General features: G+C 41.9%; 11 protein-coding genes, 1 tRNA gene and 1 pseudogene. 8 read left to right on the top strand and 5 right to left on the bottom strand.

What is annotated here, in order from left to right; all coding sequences use genetic code 11:
* Positions 1-69: 69 nt before the first annotated feature.
* From IE130_RS04345 to IE130_RS14160, 3 genes and pseudogenes are all read left to right on the top strand, one after another.
* Entirely contained in the window at positions 70-1686 is a 1617-nt protein-coding gene (locus IE130_RS04345) for an NAD(P)/FAD-dependent oxidoreductase (RefSeq protein ID WP_189582156.1), read from the top strand.
* A 493-nt stretch (positions 1687-2179) separates the two neighbouring features.
* A complete protein-coding gene (locus tag IE130_RS04340) occupies positions 2180-2722 on the top strand; it encodes a hypothetical protein (protein WP_189582153.1) in 543 nt (180 codons plus the stop codon).
* Positions 2723-2963: 241 nt separating this feature from the next.
* Positions 2964-3215: pseudogene (locus tag IE130_RS14160) on the top strand (integrase core domain-containing protein); the annotation flags it as partial.
* 164 nt (positions 3216-3379) lie between these two features.
* Here IE130_RS14160 and IE130_RS04335 read toward each other — a convergent pair.
* From IE130_RS04335 to IE130_RS04325, 3 genes are all read right to left on the bottom strand, one after another.
* Positions 3380-3455 (bottom strand) — tRNA-Arg (locus IE130_RS04335).
* Positions 3456-3528: 73 nt separating this feature from the next.
* On the bottom strand, positions 3529-4347 hold the full coding sequence (locus IE130_RS04330) for a hypothetical protein (RefSeq protein WP_189582150.1): 819 nt from the start codon (positions 4345-4347) through the stop codon (positions 3529-3531).
* A 79-nt stretch (positions 4348-4426) separates the two neighbouring features.
* A complete protein-coding gene (locus tag IE130_RS04325) occupies positions 4427-4975 on the bottom strand; it encodes a hypothetical protein (RefSeq protein WP_189582146.1) in 549 nt (182 codons plus the stop codon).
* 441 nt (positions 4976-5416) lie between these two features.
* Here IE130_RS04325 and IE130_RS04320 point away from each other — a divergent pair, with 441 nt between their 5' ends.
* The 4 genes from IE130_RS04320 (at position 5417) to IE130_RS04305 (ending at position 17341) form a co-directional block, all read left to right on the top strand.
* Complete coding sequence (locus tag IE130_RS04320) at positions 5417-9898, top strand: exodeoxyribonuclease V subunit gamma (RefSeq protein ID WP_189582144.1); 4482 nt, start codon at positions 5417-5419, stop codon at positions 9896-9898.
* 76 nt (positions 9899-9974) lie between these two features.
* Positions 9975-14486, top strand: coding sequence for a UvrD-helicase domain-containing protein (locus IE130_RS04315; protein ID WP_189582141.1), 4512 nt, complete (start codon positions 9975-9977; stop codon positions 14484-14486).
* A gap of 74 nt (positions 14487-14560) precedes the next feature.
* Positions 14561-16765 (top strand): exodeoxyribonuclease V subunit alpha, encoded by a 2205-nt coding sequence (gene recD, locus IE130_RS04310; RefSeq protein ID WP_189582138.1) that lies wholly within the window; start codon positions 14561-14563, stop codon positions 16763-16765.
* A gap of 54 nt (positions 16766-16819) precedes the next feature.
* A complete protein-coding gene (locus IE130_RS04305) occupies positions 16820-17341 on the top strand; it encodes a MepB family protein (RefSeq protein WP_189582135.1) in 522 nt (173 codons plus the stop codon).
* Positions 17342-17419: 78 nt separating this feature from the next.
* On the opposite strand, the gene IE130_RS04300 is transcribed toward IE130_RS04305, so the two are convergent.
* Both IE130_RS04300 and IE130_RS04295 read right to left on the bottom strand, forming a co-directional pair.
* The gene (locus tag IE130_RS04300) at positions 17420-17983 is read right to left on the bottom strand and encodes a hypoxanthine-guanine phosphoribosyltransferase (RefSeq protein WP_189582132.1); all 564 of its coding nucleotides are present in this window, start codon (positions 17981-17983) and stop codon (positions 17420-17422) included.
* 90 nt (positions 17984-18073) lie between these two features.
* Positions 18074-18742, bottom strand: a complete 669-nt coding sequence (locus IE130_RS04295; RefSeq protein WP_189582129.1) for a hypothetical protein — start codon at positions 18740-18742, stop codon at positions 18074-18076.
* 313 nt (positions 18743-19055) lie between these two features.
* Between IE130_RS04295 and IE130_RS04290 the strand changes: the two genes are divergently transcribed.
* Positions 19056-20738 (top strand): carbon starvation CstA family protein, encoded by a 1683-nt coding sequence (locus IE130_RS04290; protein ID WP_189582126.1) that lies wholly within the window; start codon positions 19056-19058, stop codon positions 20736-20738.
* Positions 20739-20845 lie beyond the last annotated feature (107 nt).

Here is a 20845-nt window from a genome sequence, read left to right as displayed (position 1 = left end):
TTATTCGCTTATTTGCATCAGTACCAGTAAAATGCGCGAATGTTTTCTACACTAGTTTATGAGTAACCAATGATACGTTTAACTGAAATTAAATTGCCATTAAATCATGCACCTGAAGATCTAACGACGGCTATAACGACAAAACTTAAAATTTCTGCTGAGCAAATGGCGTCATTTGTGATATTTAAACGTGGTTATGATGCTCGTAATAAAAGAAATATCCAATTAATTTATACGCTAGACATTACACTTACCGACTCGGATTTGACCAATGATTTACTGGTTCAATTTGAGTCAGACAACCATGTTAAAGCAACACCAGACACCAGCTACAAATATGTAGGCGAAGCGCCAAAGGATTTAACTGAGCGTCCTGTTGTTATTGGTTTTGGACCTTGTGGTTTATTAGCAGGGCTTACTCTTGCCCAGATGGGTTTTAAACCTATTATTATTGAACGCGGTAATGAAGTCAGACAACGCACCAAAGACACCTTTGGCTTTTGGCGTCAGCGCAAATTAAACACAGAATCTAACGTACAATTCGGTGAAGGCGGAGCGGGTACCTTTTCTGACGGTAAACTATATAGCCAAGTGAAAGATCCCAATCATTACGGCCGTAAAGTCATGACAGAATTTGTAAAAGCTGGCGCACCAGATGAGATTTTATTTGTCAGTAAACCGCACATAGGCACTTATAAGTTAGTCACTATGGTAGAAAAAATGCGTGCCGAGATCATAGCGCTTGGTGGGGAAGTCCGTTTTGCGACTCGCGTAGACGACTTGCATATCACTGACTCAAAAGTAACTGGCGTGACACTCAATACTGGCGAAACCTTAAAAACTAACCATGTTGTTCTTGCTGTTGGTCATAGCGCCCGAGACACTTTTGAGATGATCCATGATAAAGGCGTATATGTTGAAGCAAAGCCTTTCTCGATTGGTTTTAGGATTGAACATAAACAGTCAACCATAGATAAAGCACGCTTTGGTGACAATGCTGGAAACGAAATACTTGGCGCTGCGGATTACAAATTGGTTCATCATTGTAAAAATGGTCGTTCTGTCTATAGCTTCTGTATGTGTCCAGGCGGAACCGTGGTTGCCGCAGCATCAGAAGAAGGCCGTGTTGTCACTAACGGCATGAGCCAATATTCAAGAAATGAGCGCAACGCCAACAGTGCTATTGTTGTAGGCATTGACCCAGAGCGAGATTACCCAAATCACCCTCTTGCTGGTATTGACTTACAAAGACAGCTAGAAACCTTAGCGTTTGAATTGGGCGGCAAAGACTACAGTGCACCAGCGCAAACCATTGGCGATTTCTTAAAAGGAAAACCAGACTCAGAATTAGGCGATGTAAAACCCTCTTACACACCAGGCATTACCTTAACCGACTTAAGCAAAGCGTTACCAGACTTTGCCGTAGATGCCATACGTGAAGCCATTCCAGCGTTTAATAAAAAAATCAAAGGATTTTCATCTGATGATGGTCTACTAACTGGCGTAGAAACCAGAACATCGTCACCAATCAGTATTAAACGCAATAAAGAATTCCAAAGCATTAATACCAAAGGCTTATTCCCTGCAGGCGAAGGCGCGGGCTATGCAGGTGGAATATTATCAGCAGGGATTGATGGTATTAAAGTGGCCGAAGCTGTGGCGAAATCGATGTTGAACATAGAGTAAGAGCGGCTTTAGGCAAACCCCAATATCAAACCTCTTACCTAGATAAAAATATGCGATCGAAAAAGCCTTTCAAGCTATGAAATATAAAGCTTGAAAGGCTTTTTTGTGTTCTTGGGATGATGAGTTGCTTTTGTGTTTTTAATGGACTTTTAGGTTCTAAGCGCTTGAAAATCAAAAGCTTTGGCTCCCAATATATTTTGTAAAAGTATGAATATAATTCACTATCTAATATAATACAACGAAAAATATTAAACTAAAACCAACTCAAAAGATTCTTATATTAAATAAGGACAATCTATTTATTCATAGTGATGCTAGAAAGTAACCAACATAGACCTACCTTTAGATGATTTTTGAGGCCCGAACATTACTAATATTTTCAAAAGATTGTTACTGCTTGACCCTTGACAACAGTTGATGATATATTTCGTAGCGTGGTGGATTCCAACCAAATTTAGGGTGTTTCGATAAATAATCTTAGGAATAAAAATAAATGATAAAAAGATTTGATCGGGCGGATGTTGAAAAGCTTTCACTAGAGTTTGCTAAAGAAATGATCGATTTTAGCGATGGCGGTAGTAATGCCATGATTGAAGATCATTTAATCAAGCGTGCTACAAACATGGCTATTGCTTGGCTTGAAGGAGAGGATTTACGTTCGAAAATGTTTGAGCAGCAATGCGCTAACTGGATCGATTTGGCTGAGGTAGATATTTCAAGCCTTAATTTAGAGTCATATAAAAAATATTGGTTTATAGCGCGCGAGCACGGTTCTACTAATCCTCTTGAGTTGATTCATGGTAAATTTATAAAGCCAGTTGAAAGTAAACTTGTAGATGCCGGAAAATACAACAAATACTATGCCTCGTTTGCTGATATTCAAGATGACAGAGGCACTAATTACATAGCTCAGTATATTATCCCTGCAGAAGATGGGGTGATATTTAATCAAGACTTTGAGCCACTAGCACCCAAAGGTGTAGTGGTTAAAAATAAAAGCTTTTCGTCTACTATACATATACAGCCGAAACACTAATGTTGGTGTAAGCGATGATAGCCCCTAAAATATTAATAAGTCATCTTGGTAATAAGGCGGCTTTTTTTATGCCTGATTGATTTAGTCGCGCTTAGCACACGCCATGAGGCACCAGTTAGCAGATGACGACTGCGACATACTATGTGAACCGCCCCGAAATTGTCGGAGACTTAACATTCTGAGAGAATACGACAATGAAAAGACAAACCTACACTCCTGAGATTAAAGAACACGCCGTTCGCATGTTGATAGAGGTAGCAGGCGACTATCCATCCGCTACACTTCTAGTATGACTGACTCTGGCATTATCGCTTCTGTCGGCACGACTGGCGATTCATATGACAATGCATTGGCTGAAACGGTCGACGGGCTTTATAAGTCTGAGGTGATGCATTATTTAAAAGAGAGCTAGAATGGGGTTAATGATGCTGAACTGGCAACTCTTGAGTGGGTAGGTTGGTTCAATAAAAAACGACTGCATAGTACGATTGGTTAGGTGTCACCTTTTGAGTTCGAAAAACGGTATTATGATGATTTAACCCTGTTATGCAAAGGTATCGTAAGTTATATAAAGCTAGGATGTAATATATTAAACAATCAAAAAACCCCACAGCGTATACGCTATGGGGTTTTTCGATTGCTTCTGATAATATTCGTTGGTGCGCCCACCAAGACTCGAACTCGGATCGATCGCTTAGGAGGCAACTGCTCTATCCTGTTGAGCTATAGGCGCATTATGGAGTGCTATTGTAAAAAAAAGCCTGTACAAAAGCAATGAGGAAAAGAAAAATAGAGACAATTTAAATTTATTCGCTGTTGCTTAGGGCATCAGAGACATCCACTGGGTTGTTGCCTGTTGCTTTTTTTGCCCGTGATGTTGGTTTGAACAAGTCATTTACGCTGTTTTTGTAGCCACTGATGTTTTCATAATCATATGTCTTCAATATGTCTTGCCCTACACTTGAAAGCAAAAAGTTGCGAAAGCTGATGGCAGCAGGGTTGTTTGTTAAAATGACACCATCAACTTTTTGTGTGTCTTTTATAGCATAGCTAAAAGAATTCAGGCGACGTGCTTCAGTATTATCCGTTACAGCTTTAGCAACATCTGTTTCACTCGCAACTTTATTTGCTTTCATGCTATCAGAGTTATCTTGAGCGGCACTATCAGTCTTAGCTTTGCGCTGGTTGTGCTTGCCTTGCTCGACGTCGATCTGGGTCTGTAAGGGTGACAGTTGCTCGACTGACAGACCATCATCAGCAATAATTATATCGGTATTGTTGATAACAGACATACCATTAGTATTGCCCTCTGGCAAAGTCAAAAGCGCTGTCGAAGGTACATAGCTTGCCAACACCTGCACATGCGGATAGCGGGTTTTAAAGCGAGTGATAACATGGTCTAGTGGGGTTTGCAAACTGTCCTCTACTTGCACATATAAAGTGCTATCGCTGGCAGCCTTAGCATCGTCTTCAGTTGTCTCAGTCATTGGTTCATTCTCGCTTGCCATAATGGGCAGCGGGTCTATGTTTTTACGGTTGCTACTCCACAGCCAAGTAAAGACAGCGATAAGTATAATCAGCAGCAGCAAAAGCAGGCCAGCCAATAGCAGCTTGTAGTCTTTCATATATTATCGTTCTTGTTTTAGTGGATTTAATTAAATCTTCAAATGGCATATAGTGAGTGATTTTCTGCTAAATATAAAGCTATTTATGCAACACTTCCTCTACCAAGTCTGCCAGCATATCAGCAAACACATCCTTTGCTTGCAAGTTATCATCTTGTTTGCGTGCTTTTTTAGTATCGCTATTTTGCACACGGCTCTGCTGTCCAGTGCTCTTGTTATTGACTGAGGGTGACTTGCTGTTTAGCGGGGCAGTAGAGTCAGTTTCGCCATTATTGATAGCGCCTGTCTTAGTATGCGCTGCTAGTGGTGATTCACCTGTTAATAGTCTGTCTTTTAACCATTTAAACCCATGTGCCTCCCACCATGCTTCAAAACGTGGCAACGTGCTACCACGTACCGCCACAGGTAGATCTAGCGTTCTCAATTTCTGCGCAAGTAGAGGATCGCTGATAGCTTGATGAATACTCAGGTAAAGTGAGCTACTATCGTCCTTATAGGGTCGTCTGTTCTGCCATGATCTGTCATCGATTTTCATACGTGGCAATTGCCACAACTCACCTCGATAATACACGACGTATAAGCGTTGTTTTGGATGGACAAAAATGGCATCAATGGGACGCAATGGCATAATATTAAGTAATCTCGTCAATAGAAAGTGTTATTTATATACAGGTTGTAAAGGTCAATTTAAAAACCGCAATGAAATTATTTCATAATAAATATGAATGATAGTATAAAACGACACTAAATGTCGCAAGCTTATTATAATGTCGGCATCTACACTAGTAAACGATAACCATCAATGGCACACTGATAGCGAGTTCGGCATGTCAACGTCATCAATGGCTATATAGAATTTGCTACTATGGTTGTTTTTGTTTATGGCCCTCATGCTAGCAGAAATGCATAACAGTAACGACCATCAAACATGGATTGATGAGTATTGATTTTTGTTTTGTCTGGACGTTTTATAGCGTTTGTGAAATTGGATACAGACATCCCATCTATAAATTAAACCTTTTTTATCAATCTTAGTATCTCACCCTTATTCCAATCAGATTGCCCTTCTATGTTTAAAATAATTCAATCGCACCGTACCGAAAACCTTGTTGATCAATTGCTTGTACAATACCAGTCCAAGGATCAGCCTGTTTTTGAGCCTTTTATTGTCATTGTGCCCTCAATGGTATTAGGTGACTGGTTGGATAAAACCATTGCCAGTCGCGCTGGTATTAGTACATTGGTGCGTACTAAGTTCTGGGGACAGTATCAATGGACATTGATGCAAGATGTATTGAGTCGCCATAATGCTTATTTACTAACGCAAAATCCTGAAGCGCAAACTCTGAATGTACCCGAAGTGGCGGTGTTGTCACCGACAGTAATGCAATGGCGATTGTTTGGGTATTTGACTTACTATCAAGAGTCGATTGTTAAAGATGAGAAGCATCCAGTCAATCCACTACTGGCGTCTTTGATTAATGAACCGCAGGCAGATGCTCAGCAGGACAATGTACGACAGGATAAGGCGCAACAAGATGCCCGTATTTGGCAGTTGGCAAGCGATTTGGCAAGAGTGTTTAACCGCTATTTGACCCATCGTGAGGACTGGTTGGCATTATGGTCACATAATAAACCGCTGAATGTGGATGAGTTGATAGCAGATAAAGATGCACTGTCACTGCGCTTTGATAAATATGCGCGTGGCACGCCTGAGTGGTTGGTCGAGCATTATGTTGAGTTGGAAGTTGCCCAAAGATTCTTGTGGTCGCATTTATTCGCTGATGTTCATCTACACCGTGTGGCACTTGAGCGCGCATTTTGGTCGGCCTTAAAAAATAACAAGGCAAATGAGCGTGACCAGTTGCCAACCATACTGCGTATCTTTACTATCCAGCAACTGCCACAGACCGAGTTAGACTTTTTGCAGAGTCTGTCGCAATACATGAATATCACGCTATTGCATTACAATCCATCAAAGCTGTTTTGGGCAGATATCGTCGATAAGTCTTGGTTACAGCGTCAGCAGATTATTAATCCTGAAAGTGTGTTTTTGCGTGATTACGGACACAGTTTGTTGTCGCGTCTAGGGAAGCAATCGCGTGATGCTTTTGCCATGCTTGCCAACTTGTCGGGTAATGAGCAGTACGACGATGCACTGGTTGAATGGCAAGATAATTTTGATGATACGCTGAGCATTGGTTCTAATAATGGTGTTGCTGCTGAGTATATTGATGATGCTACTAGCGCTCAAAATAGTCCAAGTTTGTTAAAGCGTTTACAGAACGATGTGTTAATGCTTGATGAGCAATCGACCCAGCAAGCAACGGCTGCTACAGTCTCGCAAGCAGTGAGCAAGCAACTAGAGTCGAGCTTTGATGAAGCTAAGCCAGCAACGGCCTGGTATGAAGATGAAGCGTTAGAGAATAAGCGCTTTGAGAAAGACCGTTTTTGGGCAATCTCTTCGCAGGATAATAGCCTAAGCATTCATTCGTGTCATAGTTTGCAACGTCAGCTTGAAGTGTTGCGTATCATGATTGGTCATTGGTTGAATGAACCTATCAAACTGGGTGAGAAAAAACGCCATATCTCTGACATTGTTGTGCTGCTACCCGATGTTGAACGTCATCATGCACTGATTGGCTCTATCTTCGTCAATGGTAAGGGTCAAGACGGTTTGACCTTGCCTGCCAAAGTGACTGGTGTTGTTGATGCTGATATTCGCCAGTTATGGGAAGCCATTATTGGTTTTTACAAACTATTGGGTAGTCATAGTGCTCGTTTTGAAGCGGCTGAAGTCTTAGACTGGCTCATGTTACCGCCTTTATTTGAAAGCTTTGGACTGACTCATGAGCAAATGAGCCGTGGCTGTGACTTGTTGGTAGAGGCAGGCTTTATTCGCGGTTTCGACGAGCTGCATCTTAAGCAAACTTTGGACAGTAATGATTACGACTATCGCTTTAGCTTTGCACAGGCATTAGACAGATTGACCCTAGGTCTGGTCATGCCAGAGGCTGAGTTGAGCAACTGCTTATATGCTCTAAATGAAGATGAATGGCCAAATACTGCATTACCAGAAATGACCTTGCCATTGCCACAAGTCAGCCTAAATGATGCGATAATCGTTGAAGCGCTTTGCCGAATCTATACTGGCTTGGTCGCGCGTCGTGATGACCATACACAAAAAATGAAAGCGGAAGATTGGCTCGATCAGATTGAGACACAAGTTATCCATCGCTACTTTGGCGATGTGGACCAAACGCGTACCATGCGCGCCATCTACAATGCGATGAATGGTTTTAAATCAAGTCTGCGAGCCAATCGTCACTATAGACAGTACGCTAGTGGTGATATCGACAACAGAGAAGTAGAGCAGAGGCTGGCAGGTGTGGAGCAGTTGCCGCTCAAGCTGAGCTTTATGCTAGACAGTATCGAAAACGAGCTTGAAAGTCAGCAGGTCAGTGCGGAGCCGACGGGGGTGATTACCTTTGGTCGATTCGGTGCACTAAGAAACGTGCCATTTGAGCTGGTGGTGATGCTCAATATGGATCTCTCTGAGTTTCCTGGGCGTGATCGTGACAACCGTTATGATTTGATGAAAGCGACCAATGCACGCCGCGGTGACAGAGTTAGTGAAGATGATGACAACGGCGCATTTCTAGATGCGCTACTGTGTGCGCGCAGTGCTTGCTGGATGTTCTATAACGGTCAAAGCTTGACGGACACCCATGAGCATCTGCCAGCCAACCCAGTGAGCGAGCTATTACAGTTTTTGCAAGGCGAGGTGCAATGGCAGGTGAACTCGCTGGAGACATTACCTGAGAATATTGATCCCACCACCGAGAGTCTCAAGCGTTACTTACCTAAATTGATTAAGCAGTGGCTAGTGACTGAGCATCCTGCATTGCCTTTTCATGAGAGTCTGTTTGAGACAGAAATGGAAGGCACTGATATTTTTGAGCAAGCGTCTCCTGATATTGATGCCAATGCTAAGGTTAATGCTCAGGATACCAGCCCTGTTGATATGATTGATGAGCTGGATACTCTATTAAATAGAGCCATGCGCAAAACCAAACTGGCTCAGAAAAAACAGTTTCCGCCTGCGCCGCTTTGGCAAGCGGTGTTTGATACATTGAAGGGGCGAGTGTCTAGTGAGCACAGACAACTGGTCGGCTTACCCACAAAGTCACAGTATGAGTCAATCGCTCAAGTGCTTGGTCAAGGCTTGGGTCAGCTAGGTCAAGTAGACAATCAAACCTTGTCTGCGTTGGTCGAACTATTGGCGCTAGATACGGTTGTTGATGCTAGCGATGTCAATAGCATGACCGAGGCGCTCATCCAAGATTTATCTGATAGCGTATTTAACATCGGAGAGATAGATATTGAAGGGGTGTTGGCTTACCAAGTGCGCCACCCTGCCAAAGCGTTCTTACGGTCTCAAAAAGTGCATGTGGTGCAAGGTGAAGAAGCGCTGTCGCAGCAAGAGCCGTTATTTTTAAACAGTTTAACTACCTATCAAATCAAAGATCATTTGATTAAACAGTTGGTTACTGATGAGGCTAAGAAGAATGATAGTGATGCAGCGGCTGAAAGTACCACTCCAATCCTGATGTATCAAAAAATTATGCCCGCTGGTGTCGCTCGCCAAACTACATTACCCAATCAACAAAAAAAACTGCAACAACAATGCTTGGAGTTCAAAGAGCAATTAATGGCTAATGGCTTTGATGAGAGCAGTATTCTCAACGAGAGTGGAGCAGATGTCGCTACAGTATTACAGCTATTGACGCCAACCGCCGAACATCCTGTTCAGATAGAACTAAAAAATATACTGAGTAGTACTGACAACGAGTCAAGTAATCAGACGAATATAGAGGGTATAGAAACACTGTTTAAGCTGTTGCCGAAAGTCATTAAGATAAAGGGCTCAGTACCAATATCAGCACCCATATCAGTTATTCAGGCAGGCGTGCCTTATGCTCAGCAATCGCCTAAGCAATGGTTAAATATACTGCCCAATTCTGCTAGCCCTAGGCATTTGCTTAAGTTTTGGTTGTCACATTTGTATTGGCAAGTGGCCAGACGTACTACTGCCGAGCAAGTGGTATCAAATGATGGCGTGAGTCTTTGGCGCTTCAATAAGGCCAGCTCGCAAGTTAGTAACTATAAAGATGTAATCGCATTTAAACTAAGCCCAATTGTCTATGAAGACGCAGTAATTGAGCTGATAAAATGGGCTATTTTTGGCAAATTAACGGGTCAAGTGCCCATTACGTTATTACCAGAATATGCACTTAATTACCTTGATAAGTATCTAACAACTGAAGAAGGTGAAGGCAATAGCTACTGGCCAAAACGTGCCGACTTCTCGGACTGGTTAAGACCTAACTATAACTCAGACACGGTATATGATACTTGCTCGCAGCATGCCATTTGGCAATATGTACTACGTGACCAAGATGCGTTTAAGGCTTTGTCAGCAGCGTTGACTACATTAGCTCAGCCATTATACGCGCCGATGTTTAATGCGTTAACTAACTTAGATGGTTAGCCCATTATCTAGAACAGCCTCTAATTAGTTTTTGCTATCTTGTTCTAATAAATAATAATTAAAAGTATGCGCCCATATGACAGACTTTACCGACCCAACCAATATCATTGACTTGTCTACACAACCGAATTTATTTGATGAATATTCAGATGAGCTGACTTTATCTGCTGTGCCTGAACGTAAAAATGATGTCATACCGGCAGTTGATGTTGATCTGACGGGCAAGCACCTAATTGAAGCCTCAGCGGGCACGGGTAAGACTTGGACGCTGACTGGTATTGTACTGCGCCTACTGATCGAAGCGCGACGTGCGCCAGAGCAAATCATTGCCACGACTTTTACTCGAGCTGCCGCTGCCGAAATGCGTCAGCGTATCCACGATCGTTTGGTAGATTTTTATCAGTTATTACAATGGGTCAATAGCCTAAGTGCTGATACTAGCAACAAAGAGAGTCTCTATCCAAACATACTACAAGTCATGCCTGAGAGTAATAAAGACGCACAAGCAGGCAATGATTCAGACGTAGACGCAAACGTTGAGACAGGTATTGACGATTTAAATCAAGACCTTGCTGCTGATAAGCAAGCGGCGGCAGAGAAACGTAAACAGGCAAAGAAAGACCGTGAAGGTTGGCTAGTTAATCAGGCCAAATATGTGCGTTTAGATGGCATTATGCAAGATCCTATTAACTTGCATCTAGTCAGTTATTTGCTAGATCACGTGTACAGTTACCCAATGGCGGAAGCTATTAGGCGTACCGCATTAGTACTAACTACCCTAGATAAGCTATTCGTAGGCACGCTAGATAGCTTGGCGCAAAAATGGCTGACGGAGTACAGCAGCGAAACTGGTCACCAGCAGGGTATGGGGATTATTGAAGACAGCAGTATTGAACAGGTGACTGACAGTATTATCCATGATGAGCTACGTCAGTTTCAGAGCCGTTTGTATTATGAGCAGCCTAAACTTTACGCGCTAATGGATCAGCAAGGTAAGCTGACTGCAGTTGGCGATCATAAGAAATATGTGACTCGATCGCTTAATTTTATCTCTGCGCCGATTGATGAGATTTTGGCAAGTGATTTTTCGTTTGATGGTTATGAGCGGCTTATACATACTATTATTGAACGTAGCGATGAGCTTGATATTTTCTTTAGACCTGAGGGTGAGTACTATGAAGTGCCAAAAGGACAGTTATTTAATAATAGAGATACTTGGCCAAAAATAATTGAAACATTACAGGATTTTGGAACAGCTGCTTATAAGTTTGTATCTGATAAAAAGAAGAAAACAAGCAAGTTAATTGAGGCTTTTCAAAAAACTGACAATATTGGTAATCAATTTCGTGTTCCTCAAGATGGCAAAAGAATTAATTTAATATTCAATGAGTTGCAGGTCGTGCGCGACTTTAAACGGTATATTGAACAAAGCAAAAAGTTAGACGAATACATAATAACTGTTTTAGCCAATCTTAACCGCCATATTGTGCTTGCTGTGCGTAATAGACTACCAGTAATTTTAGAAGAGCACGGCGAGACGACCTTTAGTTTGCAGATGGTACGCTTAAACCAAGCATTAACTGGTCGTCAAGGAGATAAGCTGGCGCGTTATATTCGTCATCACTATCCAGTGGCATTGATTGACGAGTCGCAAGATATCAATGGCGAGCAAGCCATTATGATTGAAAGCATCTATTTGCCAAAGAATAAGCGTAAACAGTCGGACAGTGATAAGCAGGCAACCACTAAGAAAACCAATCATGAGTTTCTGCTATTGGTTGGTGATCCCAAGCAGGCTATTTATGGGTTTCGTGGCGGTGATGTGGCCAACTATAACTATATGAAAGCCCAGTTTGATAAAAGTGCTCTTTGGACGCTCGATATAAATCGCCGCTCAAATGCGGGTGTGATTAACGCATTGAACTGTTGGTTTGGTATGGCGAATGCAACAACTGCTGAGAATAAGCTGTCGCAACTGGGTACTGGGATTCACTACCAACATATCAAAGCAGCAAAGCCGGAATATGAGCTGTCTTGGTTTAATGCGTCAGATAGGCTGGATGATGTACTGGTGACAGAGGTGCTTTCTGCTCAGCCAGTGAGCTTGTTGCACTTACCTTATGACAAGGACAAAGAGTTTGATTACGATGAACATGAGATAACAGCTCGCCATATAGCCACTTTGCTTAGTAGTGGTCAGACACTTAAAGGTAAGCCTATTCAGCCAAGTGATATTGGGGTGCTGGCACGTGCCAAAAAAGATCTGAAAAGGGTCGAAGATGAGTTAGTAAAACTTAATGTGCCGACCTTGACCACCAGTGACGTCAGTATTTTTGAGACTATTATGGCAGAGGATGTGGCAGCATTACTGAGTGCCATGCTATACCCGTATCGTCATGACATGATTAATCGGGTGTTGACCAGTCACCTATATGGACTGAGTATTAAAAACATCAAAGCCATGATGACGGACCATGAGTCAGGCGTTACTGAGGGCAGCAGTACGCCAAGCGCCCATTCAAACCATTCTAATTCGAAAGACTTCTCAACTAATGAAGTTACTGATACTAAAAAAAGCTATCAAGACTTTATTACCTATCTAAAAGAAGGTGCACAGCGTTGGCAGCACTTTGGCATATTATCGGCGCTACATTATTTATTAGATAAAAGCCCTGTGCAGCCGCAAGGCGTTTGGCAAGCCCTAGCTGCTCATCCAGAAGGTGACCGTCATATCATGGACTTGCGTCATGTGATGGACATCTTGGCGCAGTATGGCCTCGGTATGGGTGAGCATGAGCTACTGGCGTGGTTCAGACAGCAGATAGATACAGCACCCAACAGTGATTGGGCTAAGCAATATCCGCTACCGACAGAGTCTGGTGTGCAATTGATGACTATTCATAAGTCAAAAGGGCTTGAGTTCCCTATTGTCTATGTATTGGGAATGGGTGATGCCAGTAGGAAGTCTGGGAATAAAGAAAACTATGGGCTGTATCTATATAACGCGCAACAAGCGCCTTCAGCGCTAGTGCGGCAGTCGATAGAAGTACAGCAGTCGACAGATAATCAATCGGGTAATCAGCGCCGCTTCTCACCATTGCAAGGATCTGCTACTGTCGAGGGCTACTACACCGATATCGAAACACAAGAAGGTTTTGATGAGCTGCGCCGCCTTGGCTATGTAGCATTTACTCGGGCCAGTGAGCAGCTCTATGTAGTGTTAAAAGAGGCCTATAGAAATACCGATTGTGACCTAAGACCAGTGTGCCATTGGTTTGACTCCAAGGAGGCCAAGTTTGAATTACCTGATAGACTCAAAGGTACCATAGGCATGCTCAGAGGGCATAAGGTTAATGAGTTTTATGGCAATAATTACGCTAACTCAGCAGGCGTAAATGACAGTGTTCAGTTGGCTGCAACCAAGTCAAATGCTCATAAGCCTACAACAGAGGCTATTGAGTACGCGCCATTTGCTGAGGTGATGAAAACCAATTATTTTTATGGTTGGGCTAAGACCAGTTTTACCGCTTTGGCACGTCAGCTAGATGAATCTACACAAGCAATGGCAATAGTGGATGAGCGTATTGATGATGCGATAGACATTGATATGACAGAGTCTGCAGTTTCGAATATCTCTTTACTTAATAACGATGAATTTAGAGAACAAAACAGTGAACTCAGTCTCAAGTCAGAAGATGATATCCGCTTTACCTTTGTAAAAGGTGCCAATGCCGGTACGTTTTTACATGAGATATTTGAACAAATAGATTTCACCAATAAAGCTCAGTGGTCTCAGGTTATTGATAGAGCGATTAGTAGCTATCAGTTGCCGCTCATATATAGTAGTGCTGAACAACAGAGCCGCAGATCACAAGGCAAGAAACAAAGAAATAGTGATGGGTTTGATCTTGAGTCAATAGATACAACGAAGCATGAGGCATTAATCAATTGGGTTGAAGAGGTACTGCATGCGCCATTACTATCTTCCAACCAACCTTTGATCGCTCTCAGCAAAGGTAAGCGATTTGCTGAGTTAGAGTTCAACATGGGGCTGTCAGAAAGGTTTAAAGCACAGGATATCAGTAAGCTTTTCCAACAGTATTTACCTGACGAGATAGATAAGCACGTCACTTTAGTGCCACAAAACAAAGCTCATCTGTATCGTTATTTGCGTGGTGAAATTGACTTAGTGTATGAGCATGCTGGCAAGTATTATGTGGTCGATTATAAGAGTAATTTTTTAGGAAATAGCCTAAGCGATTATAATGAAAATACACTAAAGCAAGCAATGTCTAAGGCAGGGTATTGGTTACAAGCAGCGATTTATCAAGTGGCATTACATCGATTCCTAACCATGAGAATTAGTGATTATGTAGGTAACGAAGATAAGTACTTGGGCGCTGTAGAATATGTGTTTTTACGCGGTGTGTATGATCCAAATGCTAAAATCGCTGACACTACCTCTCAAGATAATAATAAACCCAGCAGTAACAACTTAGAGAATTATGGCTGCTATGGATTGGTCACTTGGGATATTCCCATCGACTTTGTTAAAGGTTTAGACGCACTATTTGGCCTGCCGGATTAATAAACTTTATATGACAATTAGATGGGCAAAAATTGTTATAACACTTAATTAGATCAAAAAGAGAAAAGCACGCGATGAGTAATAATAACAACAAGAGCAAGTCAGCCATTAGCTTACAAGAGAGTTGGGCCAGTAATCTCAGTGATTATATTTTGCTGCGTCGTCAGCAAACGCATGTAGCGTATAACGTGACAGATATAAAGGTAGAGGCTCAGAGTAAGCATATCGGTAAGGCAGAGGATAACGGCTTATTTACGGCTTTATTCGTTATGTTGGCCACTCATTTGGATGAGGGTCATACCGTATTGACCATTGAGGCAGCTGAGCATGACACGCCGCTACAAGGTCAAATTAATGGTGAGTTGGTCGCACTATATGCGTGGCAGCAGAACTTACTAGAGATGATGGCAACGCCAATACTCGCATTAATGGACGCTCAAATAGACGCGCCATCAAAAGATGACTCTTCAATTGAGCCACCATTATTTGGCTCATTAGATACTTTGTTTAGTAAACGAGCTCAGCTATGGGCGCAGCTAGCACTTAGCAATCATGAAAAAGAGATGATGGTCAAACGGTTTGATACGATTGCTATGCTATATCAGCGCCTAAAAAACACGGACTTAACGACTTTCCTTCAGTCAATTCACGAGCATACGTTATTTTCTGACGTTAATCTAAATACTAGTAATATTAAAAATAGCCTAAGTAAAAATAGACCTATCATATACCAAATACAAGAAATCGAAACAGATAATGAAACAAGAATATCGCTCACCTTTTGGTTACACCGTGCTTGGCAAGCAGAATTTAATTTAGCAAAAAATATCAACAATATCTTAAATCAGCAGGTAAGTCCTTTACATATAGCAATGCCTGAAAACCTTCATGAGCACCAAGTGAAGGCAATCAATGTTGCGAATAATAATGCGTTTAGTATTATTACTGGCGGCCCAGGTACAGGTAAAACATATACCGTGGCTCAATTGGTCATTGCGCTGCAACAAGCGACAGAGAGTGGGGGAGATGGGGATAAACATATTCGGTTCAGTACGGACAGTGCCAGTTTGGCATTGGCCGCACCTACTGGTAAGGCTGCCCAGCGAATGCAAGAGTCTCTACAGGCGGCTTTAGATGCAGCGAATGTAGAACTACAGTTGCAAGAAGCAAAAACCATTCATCGTCTGTTAGGCATTGGGCGGACAGGTAGACCTCGTTACAATGCTGATAATCCATTAGGTGAAGATATTATCATCGTTGATGAAGCATCGATGCTCGGGGTCGAGTTGGCCAATTATCTTGTGAGTGCGGTAAAACCAGGTGCAAGGCTGATATTATTGGGCGATGCGAACCAGTTAGCAGCAGTAGATGCAGGGGCAGTATTGGCTGATCTCTGTCGTATTCCACTACTGCAATCTATTCATGCAGAGCTAACCGAGAGCCGCCGATTTAGCGCTGATTCAGGTATCGGCAAGCTTGCCTCTCAAATTAACAAAGCAGAGGTAGATACGCAGGCCATTTGGAAGTTGTTAAGACAAGATGAAGCGTTGAGCTTTCAATATGTGAATACGCTACAAACGGAGTCTATATTAGATAACCGAATAAAAAATAGCCTAAGCAATAAAAAATTGTTGTTAGGAATCACCCATAATTACAATCCCTACGTAAATAAAATTCGAAATTTACTGGAAAATCCAATAGAAAAATTCGTGCCAGATTCAGTTAAAGGTACTATTACGCTATTAATGGAAATATTTAACCAATTTAGAGTCTTAAGCGCTGGTCATAATGGTGAGTGGGGCGATCATTATATTAATAACTATCTCACCCAGTGGCATCTTGCTGAGCTAAAACTACCATTGGGTCAAAACACATGGTTCCATGGTCGACCTGTTATGGTTTTACAAAACAACTATGAGCTTGGGCTATTTAATGGTGATATTGGTTTTTGTCTGCAGACCAGCAATGATAGAAGCCGACTAGAAGTGTTTTTTGAGAATAAAACACAAGGAATTGCGGTTAATTTACTAAATGAAGAGGTAATCGCCACCGCGTATGCCATGACCATTCATAAGTCACAAGGGTCTGAATTTGATCATGTAGCGATTACTTTTGATAATAGTCATGCAAGATTACTGAGTAAAGAGCTTATCTATACAGCAGTGACCCGTGCTAAACAACAAGTGACCATTTATAGTACCAAGCAAGCTTTCGAACGTGCTGTCAAAACACCGACTGAGCGCCATACAGGCTTGGCATTACAGTTTTCTAAGCTTTAATAGATAAGTATTACAGGACATGAAAGTACAAGATGTATAAAAGGAAGGTTAAAGTTGCATACCTTTGATAGTGTGCTAGATCATATCAATGAAATCATTTATGAGCCTCACCAATTCATTGTATCCTCGATTAAACAGGAGGTACAAAACTCTGAATACGCAGCAGGATTATTTACCTTATCCTCTCGGTCGGCTATTAAAACAGCTAGAGGTAGAGTGGCTAAGCAAACAACTACCAAAATAGGGCAGTTCGTTACCTTTTGGGAAAAGGACACCACAGGCATTAATCAACCTTTCCAATATGATCAATCACCAGACTTGTTAGTAATCACGACATTTAAAGACAATCATACATTTGGTCAGTTTGTTTTTCCGAAGCATGTCTTGCTTAAGCATAATATTCTTCAGTCTCATTTTACAAAAGGTAAGATGGGTATGAGGGTGTATCCTAGCTGGGATAAGCCAACCAGTAATACGGCTTTAAAGACTCAGAATTGGCAGCTCGATTATTTCTTCACGGTTACTGATACAGGCATACTACCTACAGAAAAAATACGAGCATTGTATGAGTTATAAAATCTAAGCAATAAAAAAGCATCCAATTTGGATGCTTTTTTAGAACTCAAATATTTTTAAGCATTTAAAGTATAAGACTTAAATTTTGCCTTCTTTGATTGCATAGATACCAGGCAGATGGCGCAAGTAGCCATGAAAATCCATACCACAACCATAAACATAACGGTCTGCAACATCAATACCCACAAAATCAACGTCAAACCCTTCAACTTTACGATCGTGTTGCTTATTGAGTAGGACGCAAGACTCGATAGACAATGGCTTTTCTTTACCCAGTTCTTCAACGATAGCTTTTAGAGTGATGCCTTCGTCAAAAATATCATCAATCAATAAAACGTGTTCGCCCTCGATGTTAACATCAGGCTTAAATTTCCAATCAAGCTCACTGGTACCTTCGTTATCACGATAGCGTGAGGCATGGATATAATGCATGCGATGATAGAAAGTAAGGTGAGTAAGCAGTTGACCGGCTGGGATAAGACCACCGTTCATAACGACCATAACGATTGGGTTTAAACCCACATAATGTAGGTTGAGCTGCGCTGCAAGGCGCTCATAAGCAGCGGCTACTTCGATACTGCTGATAAGGCACTCTGAGTTGCGTAGGGTTTTTTCAATTTCTTGATTACTAATTTGGGTCATGAGTTGCGCCTTGGATAAAAGTGCCGCCTATTTTAGCAAATTTTAGCAAATTTGCCCAACACTACCTTTTTAATAAAAATATAAATTTTATTATGATGGCTTTTTAACAATGAACGGACGGTAATAATTGGCCAAACGATTCAATGATGTATCAGGTAGGTCTGGCAATAACTTGTTCAGCGCCATGCTCATTCCTTTATCAATGGCGGCTTTGGCAACTGGCACAGACTTACGTTTAATCATGCCGAGCTTCAGCGTTTCAGCAAAGCGACTGACAAAATGGGTAAGCGTCTCTTCATTGACAGTTTCGAGTGCTGTTTTGAACTTCGCTCTATCCACATGCTCAGGTGTAATAGCGGCAAAACCTTCATCGATGGTCTTTGCATCTGAGTCTGACAGTTTGAAACCTATACGCTTGACACCTTCATTGTCGATAAATGTGGCACGATCCCTTAGAAAATGAAAGCTAGGAAGCACTTCTTCATTGTTTTCTTTACCCAATAAAATATTGAGTAGAGTATCGGTCGCACGCTCAATCGTTACAACAATTTTTCGCATAGAGGCTTGACGCTCGGGATTAGGAATAATATCTACCAAGCCAACCAATAAGTTATCTGTAAGGTCGCGAGCCGTCTGATGCGTAAGCGCATCACGATACGGGTAATAATCCACTTGCTCATTTGAAGCAATGACTTGCTCGGCCTCAATGATTAATGCTTTTAATTTATCTGAAGGTACGAATCCAAAATAATGTTCCATGATACTTCCTTTATTTGTTGTTTTTTATGTTTAACCAGCATTACATTTATCGTCAAATCGGTTATTATTTAAACAAAGTCTTTAATCTCAGGCTCATCACACGAGATGCGAATTAGTGAAATGCCCTAGTTATAAAATACATGACTTTTACATGACTTTGTTGATTGGCAATAGTTTTACAAACTGCTAGGATTTACCTAAACGATAGGTGAGCTGAGTCAATCATCGCATACTAATTTAGCATATTTTTCATATTTTAATTCAAAAAGCTTGAACTTATAAGGCTACCGATACTTGTCTAGGGAGAGATAAGATGAATAGTGCTATTGTACTGGTGTTCGCTGTGGCTGCTATGCTCTGCGGCTACGTGTTTTACTCAAAATTTATCGCCACCAAAATTTTAGCATTGGACAACAGTCGTCCAACGCCTGCACATACAATGAAAGATGGGGTAGATTATGTGCCTACCAATAAGTATGTATTATGGGGACATCATTTTACGTCAGTGGCAGGGGCAGCACCGATTATTGGTCCTGCAATTGCGGTTATTTGGGGCTGGGTGCCTGCCATCATTTGGGTGGTATTGGGCACTATTTTTATGGCTGGTGTGCATGATATGTCGGCCATTTGGGCGAGTATGCGCAACAGAGGCCAGTCGATTGGCTCTATCGCTGGTAATGTTATGGGCACACGTGTCCGTAGTTTGATGATGGTCGTTATTTTCTTATTACTACTAATGGTGAATGCTGTATTTGGTGTTGCTATTGCTAATATGATGATCAAAACTCCATCTGCTGTGTTACCAGTCTGGGGTGCCTTAGTGGTTGCCTTTATCATTGGACAGTGTATTTATCGCTACAAGATGAATTTGGTCTGGGTATCAATTATCGGAGTAAGTGCTCTATATGGGCTGATCTATCTTGGCCCTATGTTCCCTATTGTGTTACCTGAAACCGTCATGGGTTTACCTGATAACGCTGTCTGGATTCTTATTTTGTTTGGTTATGCGGCGGTCGCCTCATTATTACCTGTCTGGATGCTGTTGCAACCACGCGATTATATCAATGGCCTGCAGCTATTTGTCGGTTTGATTCTGCTGTATGCTGCTATTTTTATTGCTACGCCAAATATTGTCGCGCCCGCTATTAACACCGCGTTGCCAATTGGCACGCCGTCACTCATGCCATTGTTATTTGTGACAATTGCTTGTGGTGCGATATCAGGGTTCCATGGTTTGGTCGCGACAGGTACGACTTCTAAGCAGATTGATAAAGAAGAAGACGTCCGTTTCGTTGGTTACTTTGGCGCACTGGGCGAAGGTATGCTGGCACTGGGTGCAATTTTGGCTGCTACGGCAGGTTTTGCTACTCTTGGTGATTGGCAAGCAGTTTACCAAAAATTTGGTGACGGCTCTATTGGTGCCTTTATCGATGGCGGTGCGACCATCTTGAATGCGGGCGTCGGCATCGATATGGTGCTATCACAGACGATGCTGACGGTAATGGCTGCACTATTCGCAGGTACTACAATGGATACTGGCGTACGTTTGCAACGTTATATCTTCCAAGAAGTTGGTGAGATTTACAAGTTGCCTGTACTGAATAAAAGTGTCGTCGCAACACTATTGGCTGTCGGAAGCTGCTTGCTATTGGCATTTGGTGCCGGTGGTATCGATGGTGCTGGTGGTATGATTATCTGGCCACTATTTGGTACGACTAACCAGTTAATGGCGGCACTAACACTCATGATTGTCACTGTTATCTTGTTACGTAAAGGCAAACCAGTCTGGTATACCTTAGCACCATTATCATTTTTACTAGTTATGACCGTATTTGCACTACTGATTCAGCTCAAAACCTTCTTTACTGATGGTAATTGGCTACTTATCATTATGGACATCATTATCTTGGTTGCCACGATTTTAGTGACATTTGAGAGTCTATCGGTATTGCGTAAAGAGTGGTCGATACACAAGGGTAAAAGCGGCGACGCTTAAACGCTAAATCATACTGAATGTCTATCTAACAAAAAACGCTAGCAGCAATTGCTGGCGTTTTTTGTATCGGATAGGCATGATGGATTATAAGTATTAAATAAAATAAG

This window comes from Psychrobacter glaciei (assembly GCF_014652895.1).
Taxonomy (GTDB): domain Bacteria; phylum Pseudomonadota; class Gammaproteobacteria; order Pseudomonadales; family Moraxellaceae; genus Psychrobacter; species Psychrobacter glaciei.
This window is presented reverse-complemented; position numbering and strand designations above follow the sequence as displayed.